This is a genomic window from Brevibacterium epidermidis NBRC 14811, assembly GCF_001570805.1.
Classification (GTDB): Bacteria; Actinomycetota; Actinomycetes; order Actinomycetales; family Brevibacteriaceae; genus Brevibacterium; species Brevibacterium epidermidis.
This window is the reverse complement of the sequence record NZ_BCSJ01000013.1, coordinates 19,030-43,079: the sequence shown is the minus strand read 5'-3', so window position 1 is coordinate 43,079 and position 24,050 is coordinate 19,030. Positions and strand designations below refer to the sequence as shown.

The window sequence follows — 24,050 nt, the reverse complement described above, 5'->3', positions numbered from 1 at the left end:
CTCAGGACATGCGTGCAAGGAACCAGTCCGCCGAGCGGATCGCCTTCATGGCTTCCCGCCGGCGCTCTGCGGGCAGGGTCTGGATGTAGACCTGCCCGTCGAGGTGGCCCACCTCGTGCTGAAGCATCTGAGCGAAGACTTCCGTGCCTTCGATTTCGATTGGCTGATTCTTCGCATCCACCCCGCGCACCCGAGCGAACTCATAGCGCGGGGTGGGGAAGAACAGTCCGGGAACGGAGAGACAGCCTTCTTCGATATCGCGCAGCTCCCCGCCGAGCTCGACGATCTCCGGATTGATGACATAGCCGGTGCGACCATCGAGGTCATAGCCGAAGGCCCGCAGACCGACGCCGATCTGCGGGGCGGCGACGGCCGCACGGCCCTCGGGCCGTGCGGTGTCGACGAGGTCGGCGGCCAGCGCTTCGACGTTTTCGTCGAAGACAGTCACCGGCTCACACTGGCTGCGCAGCACGGGGTCGCCCCACAGCCGGATCTCGCGTTCAGGCATCGATCACCACGACGAGGTCTCCGCCTTCGAGCTGCTGGACGTCGGCAATGGCCACACGGGAGACGGTGCCTGCCGTCTGCGTGGTGATCGTCGCTTCCATCTTCATGGCTTCGATCGTGGCGACGGTGTCGCCGGCCTCGACCTTGTCGCCCTCGTTGACCTGCATGGTCACGACGCCGGCGAACGGGCTGCCGACATGGCCGCGGTTGTTCGGATCAGCCTTCTCTGCCGTCTTGACTTCGCTTTCGACGGACCGGTCACGCACCTGCAGGGGACGCAGCTGACCGTTGAGGGTGAACATGACCGAACGCATGCCGCGCTCGTCGGTTCCGCCGATGGCCTGAACGCCGATGAGCAGGTTCTTGCCCTTGGCGAGTTCGACGGCATGCTCTTCGCCGCCGGTGAGTCCGTAGAGGTACTCGGAGGTCTCGACGACGGAGAGGTCTCCGAAGTTCGAGCGCATCGCCAGGAATTCCTTCGTCGGTCCGGGGAACAGCAGCTCGTTGAGCTTGTCCTTGCGGTCCCGGCCCGGGGTCTCCAGGGCCTGTGCATCCGCAGGTTCGAGGTGTTCGACGAGCGGCTTGGCGGAGCGACCGGCCAGAGCCTTCGTGCGGAACGGCTCGGGCCATCCACCCGGAGGATCACCGAGGTCGCCGTTGAGGAATCCGATGACGGAATCCGGAATGTCGAACTTGTCCGGGTTCTCAGCGAACTCCTCCGGTGCAACTCCGGCACCGACGAGGTGAAGCGCCAGATCGCCGACGACCTTCGACGACGGGGTGACCTTGACGAGGTGGCCGAGGATCGAATCGGCGGCCGCGTACATCTTCTCGATGTCTTCGAACCGCTCCCCCAGGCCCAGTGCCACGGCCTGCTGGCGCAGGTTCGACAGCTGACCGCCCGGGATCTCGTGGCGGTAGACGCGACCGGTCGGTCCGGCGAGCCCGGACTCGAAGGGTGCGTAGAGTTTGCGCACGGATTCCCAGTAGGGCTCGAGGTCGCTGACGGCATCGAGGCTGATGCCCGTGTCGCGTTCGGTGTTCTCGAAGGCGGCGACGAGTGCGGAGAGGCTCGGCTGGCTCGTGGTTCCGGCCATGGCCGCCGAGGCGGCATCGACAGCATCGGCACCGGCAGAAGCAGCAGCGTACAGGGTGGCCAGCTGTCCGCCCGCAGTGTCGTGCGTATGGACGTGGACGGGCAGGTCGAAGTTCTCCCGCAGGGCCGTCACGAGCTTGGCCGTGGCGGCGGGACGCAGCAGTCCGGCCATGTCCTTGATGGCGAGCACATGGGCACCTGCATTGACGATCTGCTCGGCCAGGCGCAGGTAGTAGTCGAGCGTGTAGAGCTCTTCCCGCGGATCGAGGATGTCAGAGGTGTAGCACAGAGCCACCTCGGCCACCGAGGTGTTCGTACCGCGCACGGCTTCGATCGCCGGGCGCATCTGCTCGACGTCGTTGAGGGCGTCGAAGATGCGGAAGATGTCGATGCCTGTGCGAGCGGCCTCATCGACGAAGGCGTCGGTGACCTCTGTCGGGTACGGGGTGTAGCCAACGGTGTTGCGTCCGCGCAGGAGCATCTGCAGGTTGATGTTGGGCACCGCTTCGCGCAGGGCCTCGAGACGCTCCCAGGGATCCTCACCGAGGAACCGCAGGGCCACATCGTAGGTGGCACCGCCCCAGGCCTCGATGCTCAGCAGCTCCGGCGTCATCCGGGACACGTGGCCGGCGACGGCCAGCAGGTCACGAGTGCGCACACGGGTCGCGAGCAGCGACTGGTGGGCATCACGGAACGTCGTGTCGGTGACGGCCAGAGCGGTCTGTTCGCGCAGCGCGCGAGCGAAGCCCTCGGGGCCGAGCTCAGCGAGGCGGTCACGGCTGCCCGGAGCAGGAGCCGCGGAGAGGTCGATGCTCGGCAGCTTGTCGCCGGGTCGGATGCGCAGACCGGGTTCGCCGTGAGGACGGTTGACCGTGACATCGGCGAGGTAGTCGAGCAGCTTCGAGCCGCGGTCGGCGCTCACACGCGCATCGAAGAGCTGCGGGCGCTCTTCGATGAAGGACGTGGACAGGTCACCGGCGACGAATGCGGGATCGTCGAGGACGGCCTGCAGGAATCCGATGTTCGAGGACACGCCGCGGATCCGGAACTCCGCCAGCGCGCGCTTGGCACGGCCGACGGCCTGAGCGAAGTCACGGCCGCGGCAGGACAGCTTCACGAGCATCGAGTCGAAGTGGGGGCTGACGGCGGCACCGGCATGGACGGTTCCACCGTCGAGGCGCACGCCTGCACCACCGGCAGAGCGGTAGGCGGTGATGGTTCCCGTATCGGGACGGAAGGAGTTCGCGGGATCCTCGGTGGTGATGCGGCACTGCAGAGCGGCGCCCTTGATGCGCATCTCCTCCTGGCGCAGGCCGATCTCCTCGAGGCTCTCCCCGGCGGCGATGCGCATCTGGGAGGCCACGATGTCGACGTCGGTGATCTCTTCGGTGACGGTGTGCTCGACCTGGACGCGCGGGTTCATCTCGATGAACACGTGCTTTCCGGCGCGCGGACCGTCGGTTTCGAGGAGGAACTCCACGGTGCCGGCGTTCTGGTAGCCCAGGGCCTTCGCGAACTTCAGGGCGTCTGCGTGCAGGGCGGCCGCGATCTCGGGCTCGAGGTTCGGGGCCGGAGCGATCTCGACGACCTTCTGGTGCCGGCGCTGCACCGAGCAGTCACGTTCGAACAGGTGGATCGCGTTCGAGTCGTTGTCGGCCAGGATCTGGACCTCGATGTGGCGGGGGCGCTGCACGGCCTGCTCGATGAAGACCGTGGGATCGCCGAAGGCGCCTTCGGCTTCACGCATGGCGGCCTTGAGGGCGTCCTCGAGATCCGAGGCCTGTGCCACGCGGCGCATTCCGCGTCCGCCGCCGCCGGCGACTGCCTTGACGAAGAGGGGGTATTCCATCGATTCGGCATCGGCGAGCAGCTGGGCGATATCGGCCGAAGGACGGGTGGAGTCGAGCACGGGGATGCCGGCATTGCGTGCGGCGCCCAGTGCCTGGACCTTGTTTCCGGCCAGTTCGAGCACATCGGCCTTCGGGCCGATGAAGGTGATTCCGGCTTCGGCACAGGCGCGTGCCAGATCGGGGTTCTCGGAGAGGAAGCCGTAGCCGGGGTAGATGGCGTCGGCGCCTGCTTCCTTCGCCACCCGCAGCATCTCTTCGACGCTGAGGTAGGCGCGGACAGGGTGACCCTCTTCACCGATCATGTAGGCTTCGTCAGCCTTCATGCGGTGTTCGGAATTGCGGTCCTCATAGGGGAAGACTGCGACTGTGGAGGCTCCGAGCTCATAGGCGGCACGGAACGCACGGACGGCGATCTCTCCGCGGTTGGCCACGAGAACTTTAGAGAACATAGGTGTCTCTCACTTCTGTATCGGCCGCACTGGGCGACTGTTCGACAAGCTGTCGGAAACATACTCTACTCAGTGACCTGGAACACCTCTGCGACCGGGGGGTCACTTTGGACTGAGACGTGAGTCTCGGCGTGGTCGGCACGGCTCGGCAGCCGCCGATACGTTAACGTAGGAGGGTGCTTGTCCTAAGTATCAGCAGCCTCAAAGGCGGAGTCGGTAAGACATCCGTGACGCTCGGTCTGGCCTCGGCGGCCTACAACAGGGGGATTCCCACCCTGGTCGTCGACATGGACCCGCAGGCGGACTCGTCGACCGGCCTTGATGTGCCGACCTCGACGCGTGTCGACATCGCCGATGTGCTCGCTGCTCCGAAGTCCCAGAAGATCCTGTCCGAGGCGATCATCCCGTCCGGGTGGGTCGGCGACAGGCTCGGCCACCTCGATGTGATCTCCGGTTCTCCGCGTGCCGCAGAATTCGATCGGCCTTCGCTGTCCGAGCGCTATCTGCGCCGGCTCCAAGATGCCCTCACTCGGATCGCCAAAGGCTACCGGCTCGTCCTCATCGACTGTCCGCCCAGCCTCAACGGTCTGACCCGCACGGCGTGGACGGCGAGCAACCGAGTCGCAGTAGTGACCGAGCCCAGCCTGTTCTCCGTCGCGGCTGCCGACCGTGCGCTGCGCGCGACGGATGAGCTGCGGCAGCGTGGCGCCGCCGACCTGCAGCCTCTCGGCCTGGTCGTCAACCGTGTGCGTGCCGGTTCGACCGAGCATGACTATCGCATCCAGGAGATGCGTGAGATGTTCGGTCCGCTCGTGCTCAATCCGCCTCTGGCCGAACGTGCGGTCCTGCAGCAGGCTCAGGGATCGGCACGCCCGATCCATTCCTGGCCCGGCAAGCCCGCCGAGGACGTCGCCGGCTCCTTCGATGCTCTTCTCGAACGCGCACTGCGTTCGGAGAACATCCGCGGTCGGCGTGGCGCCGCCCCGGCGAAGAACGGTGCGCAGCAGTCCGAGAAGAAGTGAGTCTCTAGACGCCGCTCCCCCAGCAGCAATTCGACTGCCGTCGCGAACTTGACTTCGCGGCGGCAGTTCTGCATTCACAGGAACATCACGCGCTGTCGATGTCACGATCGATGCGCCGCAGACGCCATCCATCAGATCCCATACGAAAACCGAGGCGGTCCGCTCGAACTGAGCGGACCGCCTCGGTGGTGGTGTGAGTTCTCTGCCGGCTGTCAGCCGGACTTGCGTGCGCGACGGGCAGCGAGTTCGTCCATGGCCTCGAGCGCCGCGTCGTCTTCGGGAATCCGTTCGCTCGGGAACTCGGAGAGCGTGCCTTCGACTTCGTTCCAGACGCGACCGACGGCGATGCCGAATACGCCCTGTCCGCCCTGGAGGAGGTCGACGACCTCATCGGGTGACGTGCACTCGAAGACGCTGGCGCCATCTGACATGAGGGTGATCTGAGAAAGATCCTCGACGCCGCGGGAGCGCAGGTGCTCGACCGCTGTGCGGATCGACTGCAGTCCGACGCCGGTGTCGAGGAGCCGCTTGACGATCTTGAGGACGAGGATGTCACGGAAGCTGTAGAGCCGCTGGCTGCCGGATCCGGTCGCATTGCGGATCGACGGGGTCACCAGGTCGGTGCGCGCCCAGTAGTCGAGGCGACGGTAGCTGATGCCGACGACCTTGCAGACGGTGGGACCGCGGTAGCCGGCCTCTTCATCGAGTACGGGCAGATCATCATCGAACAGCAGCCCTTGAGCTGCTGACGGCATCGGCGTCATGTCGACGCTTTCATGACTTGAGCGGTTCACACCGACTCCTCCTTAAAGTCCCTGGGGGAAGCGAAGGTCGCTTGGAAGGACCGAGAACATAGTCATTCTAGCCCTCTTCCCAGCGAACCTACAGTGGGATTCAACAACTCCAAGTTATTCTGCCGTCCCGGCCAGGACAAACACCTCGAGGTAACAATTTCAGCGTGTCGCCGTTATCGCAGTATTCGAACATGTCACATGGTTGTCATTCAGGCAGTTCCGAGCGGAAGGAGTCGGGGCTGTCAGGCCGAAGTCGATGGGCTCTCTGTACCCGATTCCGGCTCGTCCCGGCCCGAGGAATCCTGTGTCTTCGCGGCGCCCTGTGTCTTCGCGGTGCCTTTGGCCTTCGCCGCACCTGAGCCCTTAGCCGAGTCCTTCTCAGACTCGGACTTCTTCGGCTTCGCGCTCGTCAGCAGCTTCGTCTTGACCGTCGACGCATAGGTGTCGACGTATTCCTGACCGGACAGGCGCATGATCTCGTACATGATTTCGTCGGTGACGGACCGCAGCATGAAGCGATCGACCGGAAGGCCCGCGTACTTCGAGAAGTCCATCGGTGAGCCGAAGACGACGCCGACACGCCGGAGTTTGGGGACGAGGCGGCCGGCAGGCTGCAGCTTGTCCGTGCCGATGATCGCCACGGGAATCACAGGTGCTCCGGATTCGAGGACGAGGCGGGCGATGCCGGTACGCCCGCGGTAGAGCTTTCCGTCGGGCGAGCGGGTGCCTTCGGGGTAGATGCCCAGCGAGTTGCCCTCGCGGAGAACCTTCAATCCCGATTCAAGCGAAGCCTGGGATCCCGAGCCGCCGCCGCGGTCCATGGGCAGCTGGTTGTTGAGCTTGAAGAACCAGCGTGTCACCGCTCCCTTGATTCCGCGGCCGGTGAAGTAGTCCTTCTTCGCCAGGTACACGACGGGGCGTGGGGCGAGCAGCGGGACGAAGATCGAGTCCATGAAGTGGTTGTGGTTACCCGCGATGATCGCTGGACCTTCGGCCGGCAGATTGTCCAGGCCGCGCACCCACGGACGGAAGAGGATCCGCAGGATGGGTCCGGCGAGGACCCGCTTGAGAAACCAGTAGAACACGCGCACCCTTCCGACTACGACTCTTTGTCGTCCTCGGCAATCATATATCGACAAGAACCATGAACAGCGAAGGCCGCTGACGTCGCATCCGTGCCATGCTGGAACCATGGAGATCGATTTCACACTCAGGCCGGATCCGACGGCCGCTTTCCGCAGCCTCGGCGCCGGTTCATCCACCGCGGTCCTGTTCCTGCACGGGATCACCGGTTCCCCTGTCTCCTGGGTGCCGATCGCCCGCGCGATCGCCGCTGAGGGCATCGACGTCAGCGTTCCCCTGCTGCCCGGACACGGCACCACCTGGCAGGACATGGACTCCACGGGATGGGCCGACTGGCTCGGCGAGGCGCGCACGGAGCTGGGCCGGCTGCAGGCCGATCATGACAGGGTCATCGTCGCCGGACTGTCGATGGGCGGAGCCCTGGCCCTGTCTCTGGCCGCGGCCGAGGCATCACCCGACGAGATCATCGTCGTCAATCCCGCCCTCTACGTCGACTCCCCCTTCGCTCCACTGCTGCCAGTGCTCAAGCACTTCGTGCGCACGATCCCGTCCATCGGCGGAGACATCGCCCATCCGGACCGTGACGAGTACGCCTACGATAGGACGCCGTTGGCCCCCATGGCTTCGTTTCATCGCGCGCTGACGACCGTGCGTGAGGACCTGTGGAAGATCGACTGCCCCGTCACCGCCATGATCTCCGGAGAGGACAATGTCGTCGGTCCGCGCACGCAGCGCGCGCTGCGTTCGGACCTTCCGCACCCGCCGCACATCGTCGCCCTACGCCGGTCCCGACACGTCGCGACCCTCGATTTCGATGCGGACACCATCGCCGAGGCGGTCCTGCAGGCAGCTCGCACCGAGGCGGCCGTTCACTCCCCGTCGGAGACCGGGGAATAGCTCGGCCGGAGGAATTGCTGAAACAGACATGAACGACGACGGAAGCGCTTCGACTCCCGACGACGAAGGCCGGGAGGATTGGCGACGAGACGTTCCCGATCCGGAGAGGATCGGACAGGACCGATCCCGCATCAGCGACGAGGAATGGGATGACCTCGTCCGACAGATCGCCGAGCCCTCGGCGACCATGGGCGATATGCCCGCCGAGGATGTCCGCGACGCCCTCGAGGATGCCGAGCATTGGGAACCCGAACCGGCTGAACCGATCGGGTGGCGCACCGCTTCGCCCACTCTGGTCCTGTCCTGGGCCGCGGCCCTCGGTGCAGTCCTGCTCTTGCTCATCGGCGTCATCTTCTTCCGACCGCTGCCGGGCTGGTACCTGCTCATCGGTCTGGCCGTCGGCATCGGCGGAGCGGTCGGCCTGTTCTTCCACCTTCCGAGCCATCGTTCTCCCGACGACGGCGACGGCTCTTCGGTGTGAACGATGCTGACTGCTCGTGTCAGGGACACCTGAGAGACTGAACATCATGACCGCCCCGTTCGACCGCGCACCCAGCGCACTGCACAACACTCAGCTGTCCTTCGACAGTCTCGGCACTCCCCTGTCAGACGTCACCTTCGTCATCGTCGACCTCGAGACGACCGGCACCCGGGCCGGACAGTCGGAGATCACCGAGATCGGTGCGGTCAAAACTCGCGGCGGCGAGGTCATCGGCGAATTCCAGACCCTCGTCAAACCCGAGCACTCCGTGATCAGCCCATTCGTCGCCCGGCTCACCGGCATCACCCATGCGATGGTCGATGACGCCCCTTCGATCAGTTCGGTTCTGCCCAGCTTCCTCGAATTCTCCATCGGCGCTGTGCTGGTCGCCCACAACGCGCCCTTCGACATCGGCTTCCTCCGCTCGGCGTGTGAGCGCCTCGACTACCACTGGCCGGCGTCCACGGTGCTCGACACCGTGACGCTGGCGCGCCGTGTCGTCGGCCGTGACGAAGTGCGCAATCACAAGCTCTCGACCCTCGCCGCACATTTCGGCACTCAGGTCGAACCCGATCACCGTGCGCTCTCCGACGCTCGCGCCACCGGCGAGCTCCTCCACCATCTGTTCGAACGCTTCGGCGGCTACGGTGTGACCACCCTGGAGGAGCTGTCCACCGTCCGGCAGTCCGGTTGGGCGAAGCGACAGGCGAAATCCCATCTGGCCAAGGGCGTTCCGTCCGAACCCGGCGTGTACATGTTCCTCGACGGCACACGCCGTGTCCTCTACATCGGCAAGTCCGGGAATATGGCCAGGCGGGTGCGCGGGTATTTCAACGCCTCGGAGAACCGCGGCCGCATGGCCGAGATGATCACCGCGGCGCAGGAGGTCAGCTGCCTTCCCTGCGCTCACGCGCTGGAGGCCGAAGTCCGCGAGATCCGCCTCATCGGCGAGCTGGCGCCGCCCTACAACAGACGATCGAAGAATCCGGAACGCAATTCATGGATCGTGCTCAGCGATGAGCTCTTTCCACGACTGTCGGTGGTCCGGGCGAACTCGGCTCTCGAACGCTCCCCCGCCCCGCCGTTGGGACCGTTCCGATCGCGGAAGTCAGCACAGGCGGTCAAGGAACTCCTCGACACCCTCTACCCGGTCAAGAGGTGCACAGCGACCATCACGAAGCGCAGCCTCGGCGAACATCGTCCTTGTGTGAGTGCACAAGTCGGTCAGTGCGGAGGTCCGTGCGCGGGAATCACGGATACGGACGATTATCGGAGCTCCATCAGCGAACTCATCGATCTGCTCGCCGGTGACCTGTCTTCACTGCAGCGCTTGGCCGCAGAGCGGATGCAGCGGCTGGCCGGAGAGGCCAGATTCGAAACGGCCGCAGAGGTCCGTGACGCGATGCGCTCCGCGGTGGCGATAGCCTCACGGGCGGAACAGGTCTCGGCGCTGCGGAGAGTGCCCGAACTGATTGCGGCCGCGCCTGGATTCGACTCCGGGTGGGACCTGGCGATCATCCGCCACGGGAAACTCGCCGGCGCTGGCCATGTCTCGGCGAGGCCGTCGATGGGAGAGTCCCTGACGGCACTGCAGTCGACGGCCGAATGGGTGCCCGCCCCCGGTCCGATGCCCCAGGAGACCGACTCACTTCCGGAGGAGACTCGACTGCTGGCCGGCTGGCTGGAGACCGCCGAACTCATCTCCGTGATCCCCGCAGACGACCGTGGCTGGTCGCTGCCCCGACAGGGAGCGACCAGCCACGCGCACAGCTCAGGAGCGGTTCGTCTCAGCAACCCGGTGTGAGACGTCGATGAGCTGCTGAAGCTTATTCGCTCCGCCGCCGTTGTCGATCGTCTCCACCGCAGTCTCGAGCTTGACAGCCAAGCGTTCGGTGAAGGAACCCACAGCCGATTCGTCCGCGGCCACGAGAGCCGCTGCGGCGTTGATGGCCACGATGTCGCGCACGGCCGATCGCTCACCGTTCAGTACCGCTCGGGTGATGGCGGCGTTCTCATCCGGGCCGCCGCCGCGCAGATCGTCCTTCGTCGCCCGTTCGAAGCCGAGATCGAGTGCGTCGAAGGTCGTGTGTTCGATCTCGCCGTGGCGGACTTCCCACACATCGTTGGCAGCGGTGTTGCTCAGCTCGTCGAGGCCGTCACGCGACCGGAACACCACGGCCTGATGGCCGCGCTTGGCCAGAGTGCCGACGACGAGAGGAGCCATCTGGGCGTCGGCGACGCCGATGGCCGTATGCCGAGCCCGAGCGGGGTTCGTCAGCGGGCCGAGGATGTTGAAGGCCGTGGGGACGTTGATCTGGCGCCGCACTGCGGCGACGAACTGCATCGACGGGTGGAAGACGTTGGCGAAGCAGAAGGCCAGCCCGACCTCGTGGGCGATCTGACCGGTCTGCTCGGGTGTGATGTCGAATCGCACGCCGAGTGCTTCGAGCACATCAGCCGAACCCGACGCCGAGGATGTCGCGCGGTTGCCGTGTTTGACGACCCGCTGACCGGCCGCGGAGATGATCATGGCCGCAGTCGAGGAGATGTTCGCCGTCTTCGCGCGGTCGCCTCCGGTTCCGACGATGTCGACGGAGTCTTCAAGACCGGGCAGGGGAACGGCATGGTCCATCATCGCGGCCACAAGACCGGCGATCTCCTCGACCGTCTCCCCCTTCGTATGGTGCGCGGCGAGAAATGCGGCCATTGTCACATCAGCGGTTTTGCCGGACATGATCTGATCCATCGCCCAAGCCGCCTGAACGCCGTCGAGGTCCTGCTGGTGCATGAGAGCCATAAGCAGGTCGGGCCAGTTCACATCGGCCGCCGGAACCGTGGTGCTGGCCTCGGACGCCAGGGCTGCCGTGGTGGTCATGGGCGTGGAATCGGTCATCCGTTTGAACTCTCACTAGGCGTTGCCGCCGCCCCGTTGCATGGGGCGGACCTTACCTGCGGCATACTATCGCGACTTCGACACGCGGGTGGAAGGTGCTTCCGAATCGAGATTTCGGCACCAAATCGCGGTTTTTGCTACGTCGTGTAGAAATTTCTTTCTCGAAACCTGGGTAAAAGATGAAAACTCACCCCGAGACGGGTAATAATGGGGTTGTGTCAACTGCCACTGCATCTCAAACAGCGCCAGCACATCCGGTTGTCAATCGTCCGAATGTGACCACGGTGGGCTTCATCGTGTTCCTCGCGAGCGACCTGATGTTCTTTGCCGCGCTCTTCGCCATGTACTTCACCGTCCGATCCGTCGTGCCGGAGCTATGGGAGGCGAGGACCCAGATCCTCGACATCCCCTACGCCCTGGGCAACACGTTGATCCTGGTGTCGTCTTCGTTCACCTGCCAGATCGGCGTGTTCGCAGCCGAGAGGTTCCGCCCACGGCGGACCGGCTCGCTGTTCAACATCGCCAAATGGGGAATGGTCGAGTGGTTCTACCTCACCTTCGCCCTGGGCGCGATCTTCGTCTCCGGTCAGGTCATGGAGTATGCGACTCTCGTCAGCGAGGGCATCTCCATCAGTTCCGACGGCTACGGTTCCGTCTTCTACCTGACCACGGGCTTCCACGGCATCCACGTGACCATCGGACTGATCTGCTTCCTGCTCGTCATCGGACGTGCCTACGGAGCGAAGAAGTTCGGTCACCACGAAGCCACATTCGCAATCTGCGTGTCCTACTACTGGCACTTCGTCGACGTCGTCTGGATCGGTCTCTTCGGCGTCATCTACCTGCTCCAGTAGCCGGCCTGAGATGCTCGGCCCCCAGGACTCACAACACTTCAAGCAAAGGACGATCAAGTGAAGCTTCTAGCAGATCGCCGCAGACACCCCATGGCGCTGGTCGCGCTTCTTCTCGTGGGACTGCTGCTGACCGGCGGAGCCTATGCACTCTTCACGCAGACTTCGAGCGCCAAGGCGGACACAGCCAGCGCCTCTGACATCGAAGAAGGCAAGAAACTCTTCGCGGCCAACTGCGCCACCTGTCACGGCATGAACGCCGAAGGCACGAAGGCCGGACCTGGCCTCATCGGTGTCGGCGCCGCTGCTGTTGACTTCCAGGTCGGCACCGGACGTATGCCGCTGCAGGCCAACGGCCCGCAGGCTCGCGTCAAGGAACCGCAGTTCGATGAAGAGCAGACTGCTCAGCTCGCTGCTTACGTTGCTTCGCTCGGCCCCGGACCCGCAGTCCCCGAAGATAAGTACCTCGATGCTTCGAAGGGCGACCCGGCTGCCGGCGGCGGTCTGTTCCGCACCAACTGCGCCATGTGCCACAACGTGGTCGGCTCCGGCGGTGCGCTGACTCGCGGCAAGTATGCACCGAACCTGGCCGACGTGTCTGAGAAGCACCTCTACGAAGCGATGCAGACCGGCCCGCAGAACATGCCGATCTTCAACGACGCGAACCTGACTCCCGAAGACAAGCGCGATGTCATCGCCTACGTCAAGGAAGTCTCGGACAACCCCTCCCCCGGCGGCTTCAAGCTCGGTTCGCTGGGACCAGTGGCAGAGGGTCTGTTCATCTGGTTCTTCGGACTTGCTGCCGTCATCGGTCTGACAGTGTGGCTGTCATCCAGGGCCAAGTGAGTCTGACAGTGTCGTTCACCATCAATTACGAGAATAGACGGGGAATTCAATGACCTCGAAAGAGCACTCCGGCGGCGGCAGCCAGCTCGAGGAGTTGAACGGGTTCACGAACCCAGGTCTGCCCGAGCACAAACCGCGCCTGTCCGACTCGGACCCGCGCGCCGAGAAGGTCGCCGAACGACAGGTAGCTGCCTGGTTCATACTCTCGATGATCGGAACCATCTGGTTCATCGTGGCCTACTTCCTGTTCACCCCCGGCGAATCGATGCAGAGCATCCGCCTCCACAACATGTTCGTCGGCCTCGGCGCCGCTGTCGCGATGTTCTCCATCGGCTTCGGCGCTGTGCTCTGGGCCAAGAACCTCATGAGCGATCACGAGGGCATCGACGAACGTCATGACATCGGCGGCAGCGAAGAGGATCAGGCAATTGCGCTCGAGATCCTCCACCAGGCCAAGGAAGAATCGGGCATCGCCCGTCGCCCGCTGATCCGCAACACGCTCATCGCCGCACTTGCGATCGCTCCGCTGCCCGCGGTCCTCGTCTTCCGCGACCTCGGTCCGCTGCCGGGCGACAAGCTGTTCAACACGCTATGGGAGAAGGGCACTCGGCTGATCCGCGATCCGGGCGGAATCCCCTCTGTGGACTCCGAGCGTCCGATCAAGGCCGACGAAGTCACCATCGGCTCGGCTTACCACGTCCTGCCTTCGGGCATCGGCGATCACGAAGCAAGCGATCACCCGATCAACGAGAAGGCCAAGGCGGCCGTGCTCCTCATGCGCATCGATCCCAAGGAACTCAAAGAGGATCCGGACCGCAAGGACTGGTCGCACGACGGCATCGTCGCCTACTCGAAGATCTGCACGCACGTCGGCTGCCCCGTGGCGCTGTACGAGCACCAGACGCACCACCTGCTGTGCCCCTGCCACCAGTCGACATTCGACGTGACGGAACACTGCAAGGTCATCTTCGGCCCGGCCAAACGACCGCTTCCTCAGCTGCCCATCACCGTGGACAGCGAAGGCTACCTGGTTGCCCAGTCGGACTTCCCTGAGCCTGTCGGACCTACGTTCTGGGAGATCAACCACCCATGAGTACTACACAGCCAACCACCACCATCGGGAAGGCGGCGAACTTCGCCGAAACCCGCGTCGGGGCATCCGTCCTCGTGCGCGAGTTCGGTCGCAAGATCTTCCCTTCGCATTGGTCGTTCATGCTCGGCGAGGTTGCTCTCTACAGCTTCGTCATCGTCGTCCTGTCGGGAACGTTCCTCACGTTCTTCTTCCAGCCCGCCATGGGCGAGCTGCACTATGACGGACCGTGGCTGCCGCTGCGCGGCGTCGAGATCTCCGAAGCCTACGACTCGACTCTGGCGATCTCGCTGGAGATCCGCGGCGGTCTGTTCATTCGACAGATGCACCACTGGGGCGCTCTGCTCTTCGTCGCTGCCTTGAGCATCCACATGCTGCGTGTGTTCTTCACCGGTGCGTTCCGTCGCCCGCGTGAGCTCAACTGGGTCGTCGGTGTTCTGCTCGTCATCATGGGCATGGCTGCCGGCTTCACCGGCTACTCCCTCCCCGATGACCTGCTCTCCGGCAACGGTCTGCGAATCATCGACGGCATCCTGAAGTCGCTGCCGCTGGTGGGAACCTACATCTCGTTCTTCCTCTTCGGAGGCGAGTTCCCGGGCATCGACATCGTGGCGCGCCTGTACACCCTGCACATCATGATCGTGCCGGCTCTGCTCATCGCGCTCATCGGCATCCACCTGATGTTCGTCGTCGTGCACAAGCACACCCAGTACCCGGGTGCAGGCAACACCGAGAAGAACGTCGTCGGAGAGCCGGTTCTGCCGACCTTCGCGGCCAAGGGCGGAGGATTCTTCTTCCTCATCTTCGGTCTGCTCGCACTCATCTCGGCTCTGTTCACGATCAACCCGATCTGGAACTACGGTCCCTACGACCCGTCACCTGTTTCGGCTGGTACGCAGCCTGACTGGTACATCGGCTGGGCCGACGGATTCCTCCGCATCGTTCCGGGTTGGTTCGAGTTCTACATCTTCGGATGGCCGATCTCGTTCAACATCAACAGTGCCGTGATCGTCATGGGCGGCGTGTTCGCTGTCATGTTCATCTACCCGTTCTTCGAGGCGTGGTTGCAGAAGGACCATCGGGAACACCACATCCTCGATCGTCCGCGCAACAACCCGACTCGTACCGCCATCGGCGTTGCAGGAATCATCTTCTACTGCAACATGTGGGCGGCTGCATCGGGTGACATCGTGGCCGTGTTCTTCCAGATGTCGCTCAACGACATGATCTACATCTTCCGGTTCCTGTTCTTCTTCGGACCGATCATCGGTTATGTCATTACCAAGCGCATGTGCCTGGCACTTCAGCGCAAGGACCGCGAGATCGCTCTGCACGGACGGGAGACGGCCCACATCATCCGTCTGCCGCACGGTGAGTTCCTCGAACGCCACGAGGCTCTTCCTCCGCACAAGCTGTGGAAGATCACCGCATTCGAATCGCCGGCTTACGTTCCGGCCGAACCGAATGCCGAGGGCAAGATCACGGGTATGGAGAAGTTGCGTGCACGTCTGTCTCGCTTCTTCTTCGAAGATCGCGTGGCTCCGGTGACGAAGCAGGAGCTCGAAGCTTCGCACCACGACCACGACGCGGTCGAGGGTTCGAACAACAACGAGCTCGGACACTGACCGGTCAGTCCAGCCAAGCTCGAGGGGCTCAGCAGTTCAACTGCTGAGCCCCTCGCTCTATTCACAGACGGTCCGGACGTGCCTCACTCCCCCGCCATGCACTCTGTCCTCCTCCTTCGGAACCGCTCGACTAACGCACTGTGAGTCACCCGCTGCTTCTCGAATCGCTCTGGACCACCACGGGCGCGTTCAACACTTACTGGATGGCTATTACCCGTCCGATACTTCCGAAGGCCCTAGACGGCCTCACAGGTAGTTTCTGAACGCACGACCACGTGCGCGTCAGCTCGGCACAGCAATTTGGACGGCAGTCTGTCGAGAGAAGTGGAGAATCGGAGTATGCCACTCCCCTAGACCCGTTGCACGGTGCCTTATCAGACCACAGGTTGTCACCCGGGCTTCAGACGCCTCGACGCAGATCGCGCCGGTGCCCTCTCGACCTCTTCGCTATGCCCCGTCCATGTTCAGATCCCAAAGGTGTAGTGTCTGGTCGCTTATCGGACAAAGTTCCTGCAAACTGGGTGCGGCCACCTCCCCGACTGCCTCAGACCCGACCTACAGCCCATATGCATGCGCTGGAGCAGGGGTCATCGTGAACCATCTCCACGAACAGTGCTGCACCACAAGTCGCTAAAGACGATTGGGTCGGCACAACAGCCTCTTCGCAATGGTGCGATCTGGCGAATTGGTACTGAATGTTCTGAAATGCTCACCGAAGAAAGTGATGACTTCAGACCAACAACGTGCACCAGAATCGCCTTCTGCCAGTCGTGCCAGCCGTGCACCGCAGAAATCACTTAGCCCGTGTCTGATAAGTGGGTCGACATCATTCAGATGAGTAATGCGACAACCTATCAGTTGGGTCACTCGACAACACCGTCGGACTCCAGAGGCGCCACCAGGTGCAATCCGACGATCAGTCCAGGAAGTCCATAGTCGGAGCAGTTCTCGTCGGCAGCCACTGACCTGCTGGGGCACCGCAACCGCTAGGAAGACTCGGCGACTGGCTCTGAGGGCCTCGGAAGGCCACTCACAGTCCGGTAGGCATCGATGGGCTCTCCGGGGGTAGCGTCTCGGTCCGAACAACGTTCCTGCTCCGCTGTGTTGGCCGGCTGGCAGCTGGTGAATAGCATTGTGGCCCGGACTCGTCTCGAGTCCGGGCCACCATAGCTGGGTAATCAGTTCACCGAATCAGTGGGCGAAATCGCCGCGATCGTGTTCATAGGTGAGTCCGATGAGCGCAACGATGCCGATCACGACACCGAACGGGAAGATCCACCAACCCATTGCGATTCCGTAGAAGGCAACAGCTGCAGCACCGGCGCAGGTGATGGGCCACCAGCTCCAGGGGCTGAACATACCGTAGTCGGCGTCAGCATCGGAGATCTCAGCATCGTCGTTGTCCTGGGGCTGACGACCGACACGGCGGTCAGTCAGCCACAGGTAGATGCCGATCATCGCGGACATCGCACCGAGGAGCAGCAGTGCCGGGAACCCGGCAAGCTCTCCGAAGTCGGTGGCGAAGCCGTAGATGATCCCAACGATCACGAAGAACACTGCGGAGAACATGAAGACGAAGATGGAAGCTCTCACTTGACTGCTCCTCCTGCCGTCAGCTGCTCTTCATGCGAGTGTCCCGCATACTCGAGCAATTCGGGGTGGTTGAGGTCGAACGCAGGACGTTCGGAACGGATCCGCGGCAGCGAGGTGAAGTTGTGACGCGGGGGCGGGCACGAGGTTGCCCACTCGAGCGATCCTCCGTATCCCCACGGGTCGTCGACCGTCACCTTGGGTGCGTTGCGGTGGGTGATCCACACGTTCCAGAAGAACGGAACCATGGACAGACCCAGCAGCAGCGAACCGACCGTCGACACCTGGTTCATCCAGGTGAAGCCGTCCTGCGGCAGGTAGTCGGCGTAACGACGCGGCATTCCGTCGACACCGAGCCAGTGCTGGACGAGGAAGGTTCCGTGGAAGCCGATGAACAGCATCCAGAAGTGGATGTGTCCGAGCTTCTCGTTGAGCATCTTGCCCGTCCACTTGGGCCACCAGAAGTAGAATCCGGCGAACATCGCGAACACGACGGTACCGAAGACCACGTAGTGGAAGTGAGCCACGACGAAGTAGGTGTCAGACACCTGCTGGTCGAGGGCGGGGCTGGCCAGGATGACGCCGGTGAGACCACCGAAGAGGAACGTGGCGAGGAAGCCGATCGACCACACAATGGGCGTCTCGAACGTTATCGAGCCCTTCCACATCGTGCCGATCCAGTTGAAGAACTTCACACCTGTCGGAATCGCAATGAGCATCGTCATGAACGCGAAGAACGGCAGTGCGACGACGCCCGTGACGTACATGTGGTGTGCCCACACGGTCACCGACAGAGCAGCAATGGCGACTGTCGCGAAGACGAGTTCCTTGTAGCCGAAGACTGGCTTGCGACTGAATACCGGGAAGATCTCTGTGACGATTCCGAAGAACGGCAACGCAATGACGTAGACCTCCGGGTGACCGAAGAACCAGAACAAGTGCTGCCAGAGTATCGGTCCGCCGTTGCCCGGACTGAACACATGGGAACCGAGGATGCGGTCGGAGCCGAGCACCAGCAGCGATGCTGCCAGGGGCTGGAAGGCCATGAGCACGAGGATGCCGGTGACCAGAACGTTCCAGGTGAAGATCGGCATCCGGAACATTGTCATGCCCGGTGCGCGCATGGTGATCACAGTGGTGATGAAGTTGACGGAGCCGAGAATGGTTCCGAAGCCCTGCAGACCGAGTCCGAGGACCCACAAGTTACCACCGGCGCCCGGTGTGAACGTCGTATTGCTCAATGGTGCATATGCGGTCCAGCCGAATGATGCCGCACCCTGCGGGGTGAGGAATCCGGAGATGGCCACGAGGCTGCCGAAGAGGTACATCCAGAACGCAAAGGCGTTCAGTCGCGGGAAAGCCACATCCGGTGCACCGATCTGCAACGGCATGATGACGTTGGCGAAGCCGGCGAACAGCGGGGTGGCGAACATCAGCAGCATCAACGTGCCGTGCATGGTGAACAGCTGGTTGTACTGTTCCTTCGTCTCAACGATCTGCATTCCGGGCTCGAAGAGCTCGAGACGGATGATGAGCGCCATCACACCGCCGACGCAGAAGAAGAAGAACGAACCGATGAGGTACATGTACCCGATCGTCTTATGGTCAGTCGACGTGATCCAGTCGACGATGATCTTGCCCTTGCTCCGTGGAACTACTGGAGCGTCAAGAGCCGCCTGATCCATCGTGGCGGTCATTTCTCAGCACCTTCTTTCGGGTACCAGTTGCGATCGTACTCCGGTCCCAGTTGGCCTGTGTTGCCCTGATCGGCAAGCGACTGCGTGTAGTCCTGGAATTCTTCCTTGGACACGACCTTGACGTTGAAAAGCATCTCCGAGTGGTACTCGCCGCACAGCTCGGCACACTTGCCGACGTACTCGCCTTCCTTCTCGGCGCGCAGATGCAGGCTCTGATCGTGGCCGGGGATCATATCGCGCTTCTCGAGGAAGGCGGGGACCCAGAAGGAGTGGAGGACGTCGCGGGAGTGCAGACGGATCTCCAGGTCGGTGTCGACCGGGAGGTAGAGCACGGGAGCGGTCTCCTCGGGCTTCTCGGTGCCGTCGAGTTCGACCTGAGTGCCGGCGTAGTAGACGTCTTCGGTCTCGTAGTTGAAGTCCCAGGCCCACTGCTTGGCAGCGACTTCGATGACCTGCTCGCCGGGGGTCGTGTCATCCGTCGTCTGCTCCATGACCTGGACGTTCTGGAAGAAGAACCCGAGGACGAGGACGACCGGAGTCACGGTGAAGAGGATTTCGATCGGCATGCTGTAGCGCATCTGCACCGGCAGACCGCGATCATGCTTGCGGCGGCGGTAGGCGACCATGGCCCACAGCATGAGGCCCCACACGATGAGACCCACGATGAGGAGGGCGATCCAGCCGCCGTTCCACAGCGCTGTATAGGCGTCCGTGTGGCTCGTCGCGCCTTTCGACTCGACGGGAAAAAATCCTGTGGCGATCTGCTCTTTAGTGCAACCCGATAGCAACGCCGGTATCAACACGGCGCTCAGAATGCCGAGCCGCTTCGCCCAGGACCGCTGCGGTCCTGACTGATTCGGAGAATCCACGTGCAGCCTTTCACAACGTTCTGCGTCTCCAGGTCAGGCCGAGAGACGTGTACTTACTCTGTCACCCACAAGACTACCGCTACAAGCGGTAGAAATTCACCTGCAGATGTTCATTTGTTGAGAATATCCTGACAGATGCGGCCCCTGAGCGCGGAATCTAGGTGCGCGGAGTACTCGAGGCCGCTGATCTCCGACACGCCGAGGGTGGACAGATGTGATGTCTGCCACTGTGTATCGATGAGCCAGTCGCCCGGCTTCTCATCGTCATCCGCCGAGGCGGGGCGTCGTTCTCCGCTGACGACGTCGATGCCGTCGAAGAGCCCGACGAGGTGGGCCAGCGCCGCCTTCGACGCATCACGCAGAGTGTGGAACATCGATTCGCCGGCGAAGAACGATCCGATGGCGACTCCGTAGAGTCCGCCGACCAGTTCGTCCTCGTTCCATACCTCTACCGAATGGGCCCATCCGTCTTCGTGGAGGCCCATATAGAGCTGGATCATCTCCTCGGTGATCCAGCTGCCTGTCCGTCGTGGGTCGGCGCAGGAGCGGATGACGTGTATGAAGGCTCGGTCGGTGGTGAAGGTGAAGTGCTTCATCGACTTGCGCAGGCTCTTGGTCACCCGCAGGTCTCCGGGGAACAAGACTCCGCGGCGGCGTGGAGCCCACCATCCCATCCGGCCGGAGCCGCCGTGGCCGACTCCCATCGGGAAGAGCCCCGCCCTATACGACAAAAGGACCTGGGACTGCGTGGCCGTGTACGACACGGCACGCAGATCTTCCAGGTCCATGAGAAGAGTTCCTCCTCAGCCGAGGCTGATCAGTGGAACGAATCTCCGCAGGCGCAGGAGCCGCCGGCGTTGGGGTTGTCGATGGTGAAGCCCTGCTTCTCGATGGTGTCGGAGAAGTCGATGGTCGAACCGCTGAGGTAGGGAACGCTCATCCGGTCGACGATGACCTCGACTCCGTCGAAGTCGCGGACTGCGTCTCCGTCGAGGTAGCGCTCATCGAAGTAGAGCTGATAGATCAGTCCGGAGCATCCGCCGGGCTGGACAGCCACGCGCAGGCGCAGGTCGTCGCGACCTTCCTGTTCCAGCAGGCTGCGGACCTTGTCGGCAGCGGTCGACGACAGCTCCACCTCATGGGTGGCTTCAGCTTTTTCGGTCACAGTCATAGTTACTCCTTTTCGCGTTCCTGTCCCCAGGCTACACCGGTGTCAACATCGGTGCCGTGCAAGCTATTCCCCGCTCGTGTCATCCTCTTTCGCCGAGGCGCTGCAGCAGCAGGGCTTCTGCGACGATCGCGGCCCTGAAGTCGGGCAGGTAGAGCGATTCGTTGGCACTGTGGGCTCGGGCGTCCGGGTCTTCGACGCCCGTGACGAGGATCGACGCGCTGGGGAACACCTCGAGCAGATCGGCGATGAAGGGGATGGAGCCGCCGATGCCCATCGTCACCGATTCGGTGCCCCAGGCATCGGTGAGTGCCTGTCGGGCGGTCTGGACCACGGGGTCGTTCTCATCGGCCTGCCAAGGGCTGCCGCCTTCGGTCTCACCGATGCTCAGCTGCGCACCGAAGGGCAGGTGCGCCCGCAGATGGTCCTCGACGGCCCTGACCGCCGAGTCGGGGGTGTCGCCGGGTGCGAGGCGGATGGAGAGTTTGGCCTTCAGCGAGGACTGCAGGGTGTTCGACGAGACCGCCACGTCGGGGATGTCGAGGCCGATGACGGTGATCGACGGCTGGGTCCACAGTCGGGAGGCCAGGGTGCCTGCGCCGATGAGTTCGGTGTCAGGGAGGACTCCGGAATCGGTGCGCAGCGTCGCCTCGGCGTAGTCGATGTCCGTGTCCGTGCTCGAGTGCAGTCCGGCGACTGCGACGGAGCCGTTGTCATCGTGGAGAGTGGCCAGCAGCTTCGTCATTGCGAGCATCGCATCTGGTGCCACTCCCCCGTACATTCCCGAGTGCACCGCATGGTCGAGAGTGGAGACCTCGAATTCGACGGCGCACATTCCGCGCAGGCTCGTCGTTAGTGCCGGGGTCCCCGCGGCCCAGTTTCCGGAGTCGGCGACGACGATGACATCGGCGCGCAGACGATCCCGATAGGTCTCGAGGAAATTGCGGAAGCTCGGGCTGCCGGCCTCTTCCTCGCCTTCGAAGAACAGAGTCACACCGACGCCGAGGCGGTCGGCCAGCAGCCGCAGAGCCGTGAGGTGGACCATGATTCCGGCTTTGTCGTCGGCGGCTCCGCGACCGAAGAGACGATCGCCCTTGCGCGTGGCGACGAACGGTTCGGTGTCCCAGTCCTCGGCGCGTCCGGGCGGCTGGACGTCGTGGTGGGCGTAGAGGAGGACGGTCGGGGCGCCTTCGGGCGCCGGCACGGAGGCCACGACGGCCGGGTATCCAGGGGTTCCGTCGGGCTGGTCGGCGCTGAGGATGTCGACGTCGAGGCCGAGGTCGCTGGCCAAGCCGGCGACCGCCTCGGCGCTGGCCGTGACATTCGCGGCGTCGAAGCTCGGCCAGGCGACGGAGGGGATGGCTACGAGATCCGTGAGATTGCCGAGGACCTCGTCGAAGATGGTGTCCAGTTCGGCATGCAATTGTGCACTGTCAAGTGCTGAAGTCGATTCGCTCATTCTCCAAAGGTAGTATTCATCTCGTGTTCGGAAGCAAAAAATCTCGCGCGGAGGACGAAACCTCTGCCTCTCAGCCAGTCCATGACGACCTCTCCGCAGAAGCCGACGCCCGTCGCGATGCGGAAGCGAAGAAGGGACGGCCCACGCCCAAGCGCAGCCAACAGGAGTCTGCGCGCCGTCAGCCCTTGGTGAACAAGGATCGCAAGGTTGCGAACAAGAAGGCCAAGGAACAGCAGCGGCAGGAGCGTGATCGCGCGCGCATCGGCATGATGAACGGTGAGGAGAAGTACCTCACCCGCCGTGACAAAGGACCTCAGCGTCGGTACATCCGCGACTACATCGATGCTCGCTTCTCGATCGGCGAGATCTTCATCCCCGCCGCGATCCTCATCCTCGTCATCGCCTTCACCCAGCCGGTGCAGATTCAGCAGTACTTCACCTATGCGGTCTGGGGACTCATCGCGCTGATCGTCCTCGACGGGTTCGTGCTCAACTACATCCTGAAGAACCGACTGCGCAATAAGTTCGGCGAAGTCGAACGGGGAATCACCTTCTATGCCGTCATGCGCAGCATCCAGCTGCGTCCGCTGCGCATGCCCAAGCCGCAGGTCAAGCGGCGTCAGTACCCCGAGTGAGCAGTCGGCTCGACTCGAGGCCGCGGACGATGCGGCCGGGGAAGAACGGACCGGAGTAGATCATCTCCGAATAGACCTGAACCAGATCGGCGCCCGCGGCCACTCGTGCCCGGGCGTCTTTCGCATCCGCGACTCCCCCGACGGAGATGACGGTGAGCTCATCGCCCACATGCTTCTTCACCAGACGCAGCACTTCGAGCGAGCGTTCGGCCACGGGGCGTCCGGAGATTCCACCGGCCTGGCCTTCGGCGAACTTCGCCTCGGCGCCGGTCAGCACGGACCGGTCGATCGTCGTGTTCGTCGTGATGAGTCCGTCGACTCCGGTGCGCAGAGCGAGATCGCAGATTTCGACGACATCCTCATCGGCCAGGTCCGGTGCGATCTTGACCAACAGGGGCACATGTCCCAGCCTCGATCGCGGACTGTCCACCACCTCGGCGGCGGTGTCGCGGACTGCGGTGATGATCGGCTCCAGGCTGCTCGTGGACTGCAGATCCCGCAGACCGGGGGTGTTCGGTGAACTGACATTGATGACGAGATAGTCGGCCAAGGGAGCCAGCGCACGGGTCGAAGAGGCATAGTCGGAAACTGCATCGGCCGCCTCGACGACCTTCGTCTTGCCGATGTTGATGCCCACGATCGGGCGCAGCCGCTGCGGGAGGGCGTCGATCTTCGTCCGTTCGGCGGCGATGTTGAACGAAGCCTGGCGAGCTCCGTCATTGTTGAACCCCATCCGGTTGAGAAGAGCGAGGTTCTTCCGCAGACGGAACAGCCGGGGCTGATCATTGCCCGGCTGGGCGTGGGCGGTGATCGTTCCGACCTCGATATGGCCGAAGCCTAGGGAGGACAGTGCGCGGACACCTACTCCGTTCTTATCGAAACCTGCGGCCAGGCCGACCCGATTGGCGAACGGCAGACCCATCACCTCGACCGGTCGGACTGTGCCGCGGGCACAGACGAAGCGGAGCAGCCGTCCGAGCAGAGGCACGGAATCGAGGAACCGCAGAGCGGTGAACGAGAGGTGATGGGCCCGTTCGGCATCCATCGGAACGAAGAGGAGTCTGAAGATCAATGAGTACACGCACTCAAGAATATGTCAGAGTCCCGCAACGCTTCAGCACGTGCTTGCCTCACTCCTTCAGCACGCG

The 24,050-nt window shown here is 63.3% G+C and carries 21 protein-coding genes; 9 read left to right on the top strand and 12 right to left on the bottom strand.

What is annotated here, in order from left to right; genetic code table 11:
- Position 1 precedes the first annotated feature (1 nt).
- Together BEP01S_RS09295 and BEP01S_RS09290 are read right to left on the bottom strand one after the other, a co-directional pair.
- A complete protein-coding gene (locus BEP01S_RS09295; RefSeq protein ID WP_062242488.1) occupies positions 2 to 508 on the bottom strand; it encodes a peptide deformylase in 507 nt (168 codons plus the stop codon).
- Positions 501 to 3,902, bottom strand: coding sequence for a pyruvate carboxylase (locus BEP01S_RS09290; protein ID WP_062242486.1), 3,402 nt, complete (start codon positions 3,900 to 3,902; stop codon positions 501 to 503). Before BEP01S_RS09290 ends, BEP01S_RS09295 begins: the two co-directional genes overlap by 8 nt.
- Positions 3,903 to 4,078: 176 nt before the next feature.
- Here BEP01S_RS09290 and BEP01S_RS09285 point away from each other — a divergent pair, with 176 nt between their 5' ends.
- On the top strand, positions 4,079 to 4,924 hold the full coding sequence (locus BEP01S_RS09285) for a ParA family protein (protein WP_052239803.1): 846 nt from the start codon (positions 4,079 to 4,081) through the stop codon (positions 4,922 to 4,924).
- 212 nt (positions 4,925 to 5,136) lie between these two features.
- On the opposite strand, the gene BEP01S_RS09280 is transcribed toward BEP01S_RS09285, so the two are convergent.
- A complete protein-coding gene (locus BEP01S_RS09280) occupies positions 5,137 to 5,718 on the bottom strand; it encodes a MerR family transcriptional regulator (RefSeq protein WP_025778331.1) in 582 nt (193 codons plus the stop codon).
- A 242-nt stretch (positions 5,719 to 5,960) separates the two neighbouring features.
- On the bottom strand, positions 5,961 to 6,803 hold the full coding sequence (locus tag BEP01S_RS09275) for a lysophospholipid acyltransferase family protein (RefSeq protein ID WP_062242485.1): 843 nt from the start codon (positions 6,801 to 6,803) through the stop codon (positions 5,961 to 5,963).
- A 106-nt stretch (positions 6,804 to 6,909) separates the two neighbouring features.
- On the opposite strand from BEP01S_RS09275, the gene BEP01S_RS09270 reads away from it, so the two are divergent.
- From BEP01S_RS09270 to BEP01S_RS09260, 3 genes are read left to right on the top strand one after another with little or no spacing between them, the layout of a single operon-like run.
- Positions 6,910 to 7,698: an alpha/beta hydrolase gene (locus BEP01S_RS09270; RefSeq protein ID WP_062242483.1), complete on the top strand. Its 789-nt coding sequence runs from the start codon at positions 6,910 to 6,912 to the stop codon at positions 7,696 to 7,698.
- Between the two features lie 28 nt (positions 7,699 to 7,726).
- A complete protein-coding gene (locus BEP01S_RS09265; RefSeq protein ID WP_062242481.1) occupies positions 7,727 to 8,179 on the top strand; it encodes a hypothetical protein in 453 nt (150 codons plus the stop codon).
- 46 nt (positions 8,180 to 8,225) lie between these two features.
- Entirely contained in the window at positions 8,226 to 9,983 is a 1,758-nt protein-coding gene (locus BEP01S_RS09260; protein ID WP_062242479.1) for a DEDD exonuclease domain-containing protein, read from the top strand.
- Here BEP01S_RS09260 and trpD read toward each other — a convergent pair.
- The gene (gene trpD, locus BEP01S_RS09255; protein ID WP_062243011.1) at positions 9,951 to 11,054 is read right to left on the bottom strand and encodes an anthranilate phosphoribosyltransferase; all 1,104 of its coding nucleotides are present in this window, start codon (positions 11,052 to 11,054) and stop codon (positions 9,951 to 9,953) included. The genes BEP01S_RS09260 and trpD overlap by 33 nt on opposite strands.
- A 197-nt stretch (positions 11,055 to 11,251) precedes the next feature.
- Here trpD and ctaE point away from each other — a divergent pair, with 197 nt between their 5' ends.
- Genes ctaE through qcrB form a run of 4 tightly spaced genes read left to right on the top strand, consistent with a single transcriptional unit; the run spans position 11,252 to position 15,484 of the window.
- Positions 11,252 to 11,926, top strand: coding sequence for an aa3-type cytochrome oxidase subunit III (gene ctaE / locus BEP01S_RS09250; RefSeq protein WP_172169436.1), 675 nt, complete (start codon positions 11,252 to 11,254; stop codon positions 11,924 to 11,926).
- A gap of 57 nt (positions 11,927 to 11,983) precedes the next feature.
- On the top strand, positions 11,984 to 12,769 hold the full coding sequence (gene qcrC / locus BEP01S_RS09245) for a cytochrome bc1 complex diheme cytochrome c subunit (RefSeq protein WP_062242477.1): 786 nt from the start codon (positions 11,984 to 11,986) through the stop codon (positions 12,767 to 12,769).
- Positions 12,770 to 12,818: 49 nt separating this feature from the next.
- A complete protein-coding gene (qcrA, locus tag BEP01S_RS09240) occupies positions 12,819 to 13,862 on the top strand; it encodes a cytochrome bc1 complex Rieske iron-sulfur subunit (RefSeq protein WP_062242475.1) in 1,044 nt (347 codons plus the stop codon).
- A complete protein-coding gene (gene qcrB, locus BEP01S_RS09235) occupies positions 13,859 to 15,484 on the top strand; it encodes a cytochrome bc1 complex cytochrome b subunit (protein ID WP_062242473.1) in 1,626 nt (541 codons plus the stop codon). Before qcrA ends, qcrB begins: the two co-directional genes overlap by 4 nt.
- Positions 15,485 to 16,675: 1,191 nt before the next feature.
- Here qcrB and BEP01S_RS09230 read toward each other — a convergent pair.
- The 6 genes from BEP01S_RS09230 to BEP01S_RS09205 form a co-directional block, all read right to left on the bottom strand.
- On the bottom strand, positions 16,676 to 17,077 hold the full coding sequence (locus BEP01S_RS09230; RefSeq protein WP_062242471.1) for a cytochrome c oxidase subunit 4: 402 nt from the start codon (positions 17,075 to 17,077) through the stop codon (positions 16,676 to 16,678).
- Positions 17,074 to 18,771, bottom strand: a complete 1,698-nt coding sequence (gene ctaD, locus BEP01S_RS09225; RefSeq protein WP_062242469.1) for an aa3-type cytochrome oxidase subunit I — start codon at positions 18,769 to 18,771, stop codon at positions 17,074 to 17,076. The genes BEP01S_RS09230 and ctaD overlap by 4 nt, the downstream gene beginning before the upstream one ends.
- Positions 18,768 to 19,640 carry an aa3-type cytochrome oxidase subunit II gene (gene ctaC, locus BEP01S_RS09220; RefSeq protein ID WP_039207704.1) on the bottom strand — a complete coding sequence of 291 codons (873 nt, stop codon included), beginning with the start codon at positions 19,638 to 19,640 and terminating at the stop codon, positions 18,768 to 18,770. The genes ctaD and ctaC overlap by 4 nt, the downstream gene beginning before the upstream one ends.
- Positions 19,641 to 19,750: 110 nt before the next feature.
- The gene (gene aat, locus BEP01S_RS09215) at positions 19,751 to 20,428 is read right to left on the bottom strand and encodes a leucyl/phenylalanyl-tRNA--protein transferase (protein WP_062242467.1); all 678 of its coding nucleotides are present in this window, start codon (positions 20,426 to 20,428) and stop codon (positions 19,751 to 19,753) included.
- A gap of 29 nt (positions 20,429 to 20,457) precedes the next feature.
- On the bottom strand, positions 20,458 to 20,811 hold the full coding sequence (locus BEP01S_RS09210; protein ID WP_039207708.1) for a HesB/IscA family protein: 354 nt from the start codon (positions 20,809 to 20,811) through the stop codon (positions 20,458 to 20,460).
- Positions 20,812 to 20,890: 79 nt separating this feature from the next.
- The gene (locus BEP01S_RS09205; RefSeq protein WP_062242466.1) at positions 20,891 to 22,267 is read right to left on the bottom strand and encodes a dipeptidase; all 1,377 of its coding nucleotides are present in this window, start codon (positions 22,265 to 22,267) and stop codon (positions 20,891 to 20,893) included.
- Positions 22,268 to 22,290: 23 nt separating this feature from the next.
- Here BEP01S_RS09205 and BEP01S_RS09200 point away from each other — a divergent pair, with 23 nt between their 5' ends.
- Positions 22,291 to 22,902 (top strand): DUF3043 domain-containing protein, encoded by a 612-nt coding sequence (locus BEP01S_RS09200; RefSeq protein ID WP_062242464.1) that lies wholly within the window; start codon positions 22,291 to 22,293, stop codon positions 22,900 to 22,902.
- Here the strand turns inward: BEP01S_RS09200 and BEP01S_RS09195 are convergent.
- Positions 22,877 to 23,983 carry a quinone-dependent dihydroorotate dehydrogenase gene (locus BEP01S_RS09195; protein WP_083532642.1) on the bottom strand — a complete coding sequence of 369 codons (1,107 nt, stop codon included), beginning with the start codon at positions 23,981 to 23,983 and terminating at the stop codon, positions 22,877 to 22,879. The two genes, BEP01S_RS09200 and BEP01S_RS09195, sit on opposite strands and share 26 nt — an antisense overlap.
- Positions 23,984 to 24,050 lie beyond the last annotated feature (67 nt).